6 protein-coding genes are annotated in these 7169 nt (G+C 52.0%); 2 read left to right on the forward strand and 4 right to left on the reverse strand.

The features are described 5' to 3' along the window. Window positions 1-1662, forward strand: a 1662-nt coding sequence (locus BFW38_RS09980) for a FapA family protein (protein ID WP_175400965.1), incomplete at its 5' end; no start/stop codon positions are given. Window positions 1663-1780: 118 nt separating this feature from the next. Then, on the forward strand, window positions 1781-2629 hold the full coding sequence (locus BFW38_RS09985) for a 4'-phosphopantetheinyl transferase family protein (RefSeq protein WP_068998384.1): 849 nt from the start codon (window positions 1781-1783) through the stop codon (window positions 2627-2629). Window positions 2630-2636: 7 nt separating this feature from the next. On the opposite strand, the gene BFW38_RS09990 is transcribed toward BFW38_RS09985, so the two are convergent. From BFW38_RS09990 to BFW38_RS10005, 4 genes are all read right to left on the reverse strand, one after another. Next, window positions 2637-3248 carry a GNAT family N-acetyltransferase gene (locus BFW38_RS09990; RefSeq protein WP_068998386.1) on the reverse strand — a complete coding sequence of 204 codons (612 nt, stop codon included), beginning with the start codon at window positions 3246-3248 and terminating at the stop codon, window positions 2637-2639. Further along, complete coding sequence (locus BFW38_RS09995; protein WP_084004578.1) at window positions 3245-4285, reverse strand: TauD/TfdA family dioxygenase; 1041 nt, start codon at window positions 4283-4285, stop codon at window positions 3245-3247. The genes BFW38_RS09990 and BFW38_RS09995 overlap by 4 nt, the downstream gene beginning before the upstream one ends. A 2-nt stretch (window positions 4286-4287) precedes the next feature. Further along, complete coding sequence (locus BFW38_RS10000; RefSeq protein WP_068998388.1) at window positions 4288-4491, reverse strand: MbtH family protein; 204 nt, start codon at window positions 4489-4491, stop codon at window positions 4288-4290. Window positions 4492-4729: 238 nt separating this feature from the next. Continuing rightward, window positions 4730-7003 (reverse strand): TonB-dependent siderophore receptor, encoded by a 2274-nt coding sequence (locus tag BFW38_RS10005; RefSeq protein ID WP_068998390.1) that lies wholly within the window; start codon window positions 7001-7003, stop codon window positions 4730-4732. Window positions 7004-7169 lie beyond the last annotated feature (166 nt).

The raw sequence follows: 7169 nt of genomic DNA on the forward strand, positions 1-7169 counted from the left end.
GCAATAGAGCTGGGGCTGACGTTTGAAACGGATGACGCACACCAACTGTGGGCTCAATTTGAACCCACTGAACAGGTGACGATCGTAGAGCCCTGGCAGTTAGGCCCCATTGCAATGGAAGCAGGCGTGGATACCACGGCCTGTCCGATTGATCAGCAAGCGGCTCACGAACTCATCGACATCATGCGCCGCGGCCAGCCTGACAAAATATTGTTAGGAGGCCCTAAAGCCGCTGAAATCACCATTTACTGCAGTCAAAATCAACTGATTGCCGGCATGCTCGTGACCCCTCCTCGCGGCGCCGAAAGTGAAGACCTCAGCCGAGAGCAAATTCAAGAAGCACTCAAAGCCGCACGGATTACACAAGGAATCCGCGAAGACATTCTGAATGATTTTCTAAGTCCAGAACATCAGCAAGCATTTCGAGCCCATGGCATCCCCGAATGCTGGCTCGTCGCTTTTGGCCAGGCCGCGCATCAAGGTGAAGATGGCTGGCTCGAGTCATTAGTTGATGATGTGTCAGATCGGAGACCCGTCATTCACGAAGAAGATGACCGCGTCGACTTTCTGGATCATGGTGAATTTCCCCATGTCGACCCTAACACCCCTTTAGCTCGCCGCCATCCCCCCACGGAAGGCCAAAACGGCTTTACGGTGACGGGCAAAACCCTCAAGGGCCGTGATGGTAAAGAAATCAATTTCCGATTATCCGATAACTCGGTGCACGTCTCATTTGAAGATGAGAACCTCTTGCTCTCCAGTATTGCCGGCTTACCGGTACTGCACGAGCATGGCGCCAAGGTTGATCAGGTCCTTAAAATCGCAGAAGTAGGCCTTCAAAGTGGACATATTGATTTTGATGGCAGTGTCCAAATCAAAGGCAATGTCAATGCTGGCATGCATGTCAAAGCCACAGGGGACATCAAAATTGGCGGTCTAGTTGAAAAAGCCTCTATTGACGCCGGTGGCAACATCGAAATCGGTGGTGGCGTCATTGGCCATAAATCCAATAGCCCTGAAAATCGCTGGGGGGAACAGAGCGAACCGGGCAAAGACGATGCCATTTTAAAGGCCAAAAACAACATCAAAGCCCGTTTTATTCAAGAAGCCTGGGTTGAGAGTGGCGGCACCATTGTGGTTGAGAAACAAGTGATGCACTCTCACTTATATGCAGAATCAACCGTACAATTAACCGGACAAGGTAAAATTGTCGGCGGGTTCACACGGGCCAATGCCAAAATTGATACCGATACAGCAGGCGTTCCAGCCAATATTCCGACCCACCTTGAAGTCGGCATGTGTGAATCGTTAAAAGCAGAACTGACCGAACTGAATCAACAGCGCCACAAGCTGACCGAACAGATGGAACAGCTTAAAGAGGTCGTCGAAAAGCTGAAACGCTCACGCAAACCCGTCCCGGATGAGAAAAAGCGGCAAATCCTTAAAGCCAAACAAACATTAACGACCCAAGCCGAAGCGCTCAATGAAGAGCATGATCGTATTGAAATGAGCATGGCTCAGCAACAGATTGCCAGAATTCAAGTCCGAAAAGTGTGCCACCCTGGTACCAACTTGGTCATTGCCGGAAAAAGCTATGCACCTCGTAACGAACTAGGCAAAGTCACTTTCTTTTTGCGTGATGGCGACATTCGCATGCGTTAATGGCTCGTCACCCCGGCCACTCATCAGACGGGAGTCTGAGGGTGGCCATGATATCTTATAAACCGCCATGACACCTTGTAAGCCGCCATAACACCGCGAAGCCATAATACTGATCGTGATGCCGACACCTGATGCCTTACCTCACACCGATACGTTGCCCAACACTCAGGCAACTTTGTCTCCAGATCATCACTGGCCGGTGTTTTGCACCCCACCGCAACGCGTCTGGCCTCAATACACCGGACCTCAATACACTAGGCCTCAATACACCGGACCTCAGACATCAGCACAATCGACACTGCATTTTGCGCTGACTCACTTCAGCGTCTCCGATTTTGTCGTCGATGAATTTGCCAAACAACAGATCCCTCTGGCATCAGGCATTGATCAGGCCGTGCCTAAAAGACAAGCCGAATACCTGGCAGGACGCTTGTGCGCACGAGAAGCCTTACAGGCGCTCACCGGACACCTCATTGTGCCTTCGCGCAACGAGGATCGATCCCCACAATGGCCGCAAGGGATCACCGGCGCCATTACCCACAGCCATGGCATTGCCGCCGCGTTAGTCGCCCCGACATTAACTTACGCCGGTATTGGGCTTGATATTGAACAGCTCATCACCGATGACAAAGCCCAACGTTTGGCTGAACATATTTTGACGCCCGAAGAAATGACACACTGGCATCAAGAATGGCAGGCTCAACCTGGGCCATGGCTCACCCGGATTTTTTCGCTTAAAGAAGCTTTATTTAAAGCGCTCTACCCCATCACCGGCACGCGGTTTTACTTCCAGGATGCCAAACTGAGCGAGTGGGACAGCACAACGGGTGACGTTCAACTCACACTATTAACCGACCTATCACCTCAGTGGCATCGTGGGCAAACAGTCACTGGCCAGGCCATCACACCTGAGCGCTGGCCTGACTATGTGTTCAGCCGTGTGCTCATTAAGTCCTATCAAGATTGAATTCCGCTCAACGACGATGGCACATCATCAATGCAGCGCGTTTGTGCGGGAAATCAAAATCACGCACATGCTCAAACCCGAATTGCTGAAGATAACCGATCATCTTGGCGTTATCCGCACGCGGCTCGGAGACTAATCGACGGGTGCTCGGTTCATCCGCCCACAGATAATCCATCAATGCAGGCAACCAGCAGGCGACTTTATGGGGCCCACGGTGATGCGCCTCACCGACGAGCATATGCAACCCACGATCATAAGGATCGACCTCATAATAGGGCCCCAAACGATCTTCCAGCGCCCAGTACACATCAAAAAAACCAAACGGCTCATCATTAAAACAACCGATCAACTGAAGGCAATGCGGATCAGCCGCCAATTGCTCAAGATGCGCTTGATGGACCGTGATGTCATGCGCTTCATCCCAAAAAGCCGCCACCCGTGGGATATTTTGCCAACGATGATAAAGCGCAAGATCGTGTTTAAGGCCTGGCCCGATCTCCAAAGTGCGAAAGCTGATCCACATATTCAACGTCTGGTCATAACGCCGAAAGACCTCGCCTTGGGGTTTTGGCGGCCGTTCGGGTTGACCGGCAAGTGGCGTAGTGGTGGACGAAGTCATAATAGGACGCCTTCGGGCTGAAGCGGGGGAGCACAAATACTTTCCAGACGCTGTCGTTCTTTCTGATCAAGCCCATGCGCCTGAGCCATGGCGACCACCACCCGGCGCTCCCCTGAAAAGGGCTCACGGGCATGGGCTGCCAGCATATTATCCAGCATCATGACATCCCCCTGCTGCCAAGGAAAAATGACTTTGCACTCATCCAATACCCCGCGCACCTCGTCCAAGGCACTGACCTCGATCGGCTGACCATCCCCGTAATACACATTGCGCGGCAACCCCTCCTCGCCCACGGTCTCCAACAAAACGTCTTGGATTTCAGGTTCCAGGGCCGACATATGAAACAAGTGAGCTTGATTGAACCAAACTCGATCTCGGGTACGAGGATGGACGGCAACGGCCTGACACTGCTGAGCCGTACGCAAACAGCCGTCGTCCAGCCACTGCGCCTGAATGCCCTGAGTCCGACAAAAGGCATCGACTTGCGCCGGGTCATCGGTATTGAACACTTGCGGCCAATCCACATCCAAGCCGTTGCCGTAATGGCGAACATAACGAAGCCCACGGTCTTCAAAGCGTTTTCGCAATGCGGCATCTAACCGTTGATAAACCTGTCGACTATCCGCGATCGGCGTTTCACCGCCATGATCGGCCACTTGTGCGGAATAGAACCAAATCCGCATCGGCCACTGGGTGGTATAAGCCTGCTCATTATGGAGTGAGATTGTCCGTTGCGCCGGATACTCTGTTGACGTGTAAACCCCTTCTCCCGTCACTTGAGTTCTCGGTGTTGAGCCAAACTCATAACTTAATAACGGATCACCAAACCCTGCAGCAAACGCCTGGAAACCCGCTACATCGGGATCATCAAACCCCCGAAATAACAAAGCGCCTGTAAGCTCCAACTGTTGAACCAGAGAGTGCAATTGATCTGCCGATAACTGTGAGAAGGACATCCCTGCCTGAGTCGGTCGAACCTCAAGCGGAAAACCATCAGCGAACTGCAACCCGGGTATCGGATGATGCTCAATGCTCATCGTCACGCCTCCATGGCTTGGCGCAAGCGCTTCGGTCTCATATCGGTCCAGACTTGCTCAATATGCGCCAGGCAGGTCGCCTTATCCCCTTCGACACCCACGCTCTGCCAGCCCTCAGGCACCGGCTTATGTTGCGGCCAAATGGAGTACTGCTCCTCGTCATTCACCACCACCACAAACGTCGCGTCTTCTTGATCAAAACTCATCGTGCACCTCAATATTGTTGAAAGATTTTTTAAAAACACCCTTGAATGAACACGCCCCTGGCACAATTCAAGCTAGGTCTCGCGCCAAGTCGCCTGTAAAGAGGACGTATAAGGTGCGTTAAAATTTATCGTTTATCGTGGCTTCAGGTGTCCTAAAACGACGCCCCCCTAAAATGACAAAGCCCAAAAACAAAGAAGGCGGCCAAAAGGCCGCCTTCGTCAGCGATCAAATCAAACATCACCAGTGATAAGATACCGTGCCATTAATGGTCCGCTCCGCGCCCCAGTAGCAACGCCCGGCGTTATTACACTGAGCGACATATTCCTCATCAAAGAGGTTCTGTACATTCAGTTTAGTGCTCCAATGGGCGTTAATCTGATAACCCAGTAAAGCATCCACTAACACCTGGTCTTCCGTTTTCAACGTCGGTGTCGCCTGACCCGCCCCCGGATAGCTATAGGAGCGACCAAGGTAACGAACGCCGAGACCGGCCATCAAACCATCCAGCGGCCCTTTATAGAAACGATAACTGCCCCAGATAGAAGCTTGATGACGTGGCACGCCCGTCATTTGCTTATCTTCATAGCGAGAGCCCGCATCGTCTTTGATTCGGGTATCCACATAAGTGTAGGCCGCCGTCATCTGCAGATTATCGGTCACCTGAGCCTTCACTTCTAACTCAGCACCTTCAGCCTCAGATTTGCCGACCTGACGATACTCACCCAGCGTGCTGTCGTAAGTCACATCATCGTCTTTAGTCATACGGTAAGTGGCGGCCGTAATCTCCAACGCAGCCCCTTCCGGTGCATACTTCACCCCGATCTCGGCTTGGTCACCCGTAATCGGGTCAAAAGTGCCGCCCGACCCCGTCGAGAACTGCTGAACGGGCACAAAGGTCGTCGCATAACTGATATAAGGCGAAATACCATTATCAAACTGATACATCACCCCAGTCTGCCAGGTCACCTCATGATCCGTGCCTTCGGTATTGGTTGAGGCCAAGCGATTATCGTACTCACTCTTCGCCCAATCATAACGAGCCCCGAGTAAGGCAATCCATCCCCCAGATTTCAACTGCCACTGACCATAGAGACCGGCCAGATTTTGTGTAATCTCATCATCAGACGCCAATCGAGAGGTCCGTGGCGCGCTCGCCCATTGCGGATCAAAAATATTGATCGGCTGATAATCGTTCAGCGCCAAAGTTTGGGTGTTCGGCGGCATCCCCACATACTGGGTCTGATCAAATGACAAGCGGTCAAAACTGGCACCGATCAATACCGTATTCGCCATATTGTCAGTGTCAAAATGACCGACCAATTGGTTATCAATTGAGAAAGTCTGAGAATCATTATCGCGATCGCGCCCGTAAGCCAGGACAAAGTCATCCGTACCATCGCCGGCAGCCCCATTCGGGAACATGCCAGGCACAACAGGCAAGGTTGGCGGATAAGTCCACCAGGTTTCATTACGGTCAATCAAAGAACGCATATAACGCGCGTTCTGACGGAAGGCCCAGTCATCATTGAACTGATGCTCATACTCATAACCGAGCGTCCAGAATTTACGATCAAACCCATCCCAGCTGGGGTGCCCCAGGTTCGTATCCAGATCTAATTTTCCACCATGGGGATTATCATACAGCGTGCCATAAGCCGGCAGACCCAACTGAATCTCAGTATCATCTTCTTGATATTGAGCCAACAATGTCAGCGTGTCTTTCTCCGTCATTTTAAAGGTCAAAGACGGTGCAATATAAAAACGATCATCGGACATGCTATCGGTCTGCGTATCGGCATCCCGATTCAGCATCACCAAACGCCCCAGTACACGCCCGTCATCGGTCAGCGCACCCGACACATCCACTGAAATCTGCTTACGGCTGTGAGTGCCATAACTCAAATTAATTTCACCCTGACGGGCTTCAGTGGGTCGTTTACTGACCATATTCACCAAACCGCCGGGCACATTCTCACCATAAAGAATCGCCGTCGGCCCTTTCAGCACTTCAACCCGCTCCAGCCCGAAAACCTCCGCTGAAGTCGAATAGGCATTGGCTTGCACGCGCAGCCCATCGCGGTAAGTGCCATAACCGAAATCACGCTGGTTCATCCCACGGATATAAAAAATATCCCCCGCCAAACCATCGCCCGCCGCAAAGGGCGCAGCAGAGACCCCAGGCATATAATTCAGGACATCGCTAAGGGTCATGGCCCCCAGGTCTTCAATCTGCTGGCGCGTCGTGACGGACACTGAACGCGGCGTCTCAGACAATGGCGTATCGGTTTTCGTCGCCGTCAGACTGCGCTCCGCCAAATACCCTCGATCCGGCCCCACAGGGCCGGATCGATCCCCCATCACCGTAATATCTTCAAGCGTTGTCGCGTCCTCCTGACGCTGATCTCCATCAGCCGGTGCCTCCTGAGCCAGCACATAGCCCGATGACAGTGCGAGAGCAGAAGTCATGAGCCCCAAACGCCATGAGGGCAGTCGCTTATCTTTTTCGGTCATGCCTGATATCCCTTAAATCATCATGATATTGCGGTGAAGAATGAATCAGAATGGACGTCACACACTATCCATCACCTGAATGAAATCGATCACCATCTTATTGAATCAAAAAACACAACACAAATAATAATGATTCATATTTATCGCCATTTTGCTCACAACCGGC

It is taken from the genome of Terasakiispira papahanaumokuakeensis (genome assembly GCF_001709345.1).
GTDB classification, from domain to species: domain Bacteria; phylum Pseudomonadota; class Gammaproteobacteria; order Pseudomonadales; family Halomonadaceae; genus Terasakiispira; species Terasakiispira papahanaumokuakeensis.

Coding starts and splice junctions, on each gene's coding strand:
- BFW38_RS09985 (WP_068998384.1), top strand. CDS start 1,781: ATGCCGACACCTGATGCCTTACCTCACACCGATACGTTGCCCAACACT.
- BFW38_RS09990 (WP_068998386.1), bottom strand. CDS start 3,248: ATGACTTCGTCCACCACTACGCCACTTGCCGGTCAACCCGAACGGCCG.
- BFW38_RS09995 (WP_084004578.1), bottom strand. CDS start 4,285: ATGAGCATTGAGCATCATCCGATACCCGGGTTGCAGTTCGCTGATGGT.
- BFW38_RS10000 (WP_068998388.1), bottom strand. CDS start 4,491: ATGAGTTTTGATCAAGAAGACGCGACGTTTGTGGTGGTGGTGAATGAC.
- BFW38_RS10005 (WP_068998390.1), bottom strand. CDS start 7,003: ATGACCGAAAAAGATAAGCGACTGCCCTCATGGCGTTTGGGGCTCATG.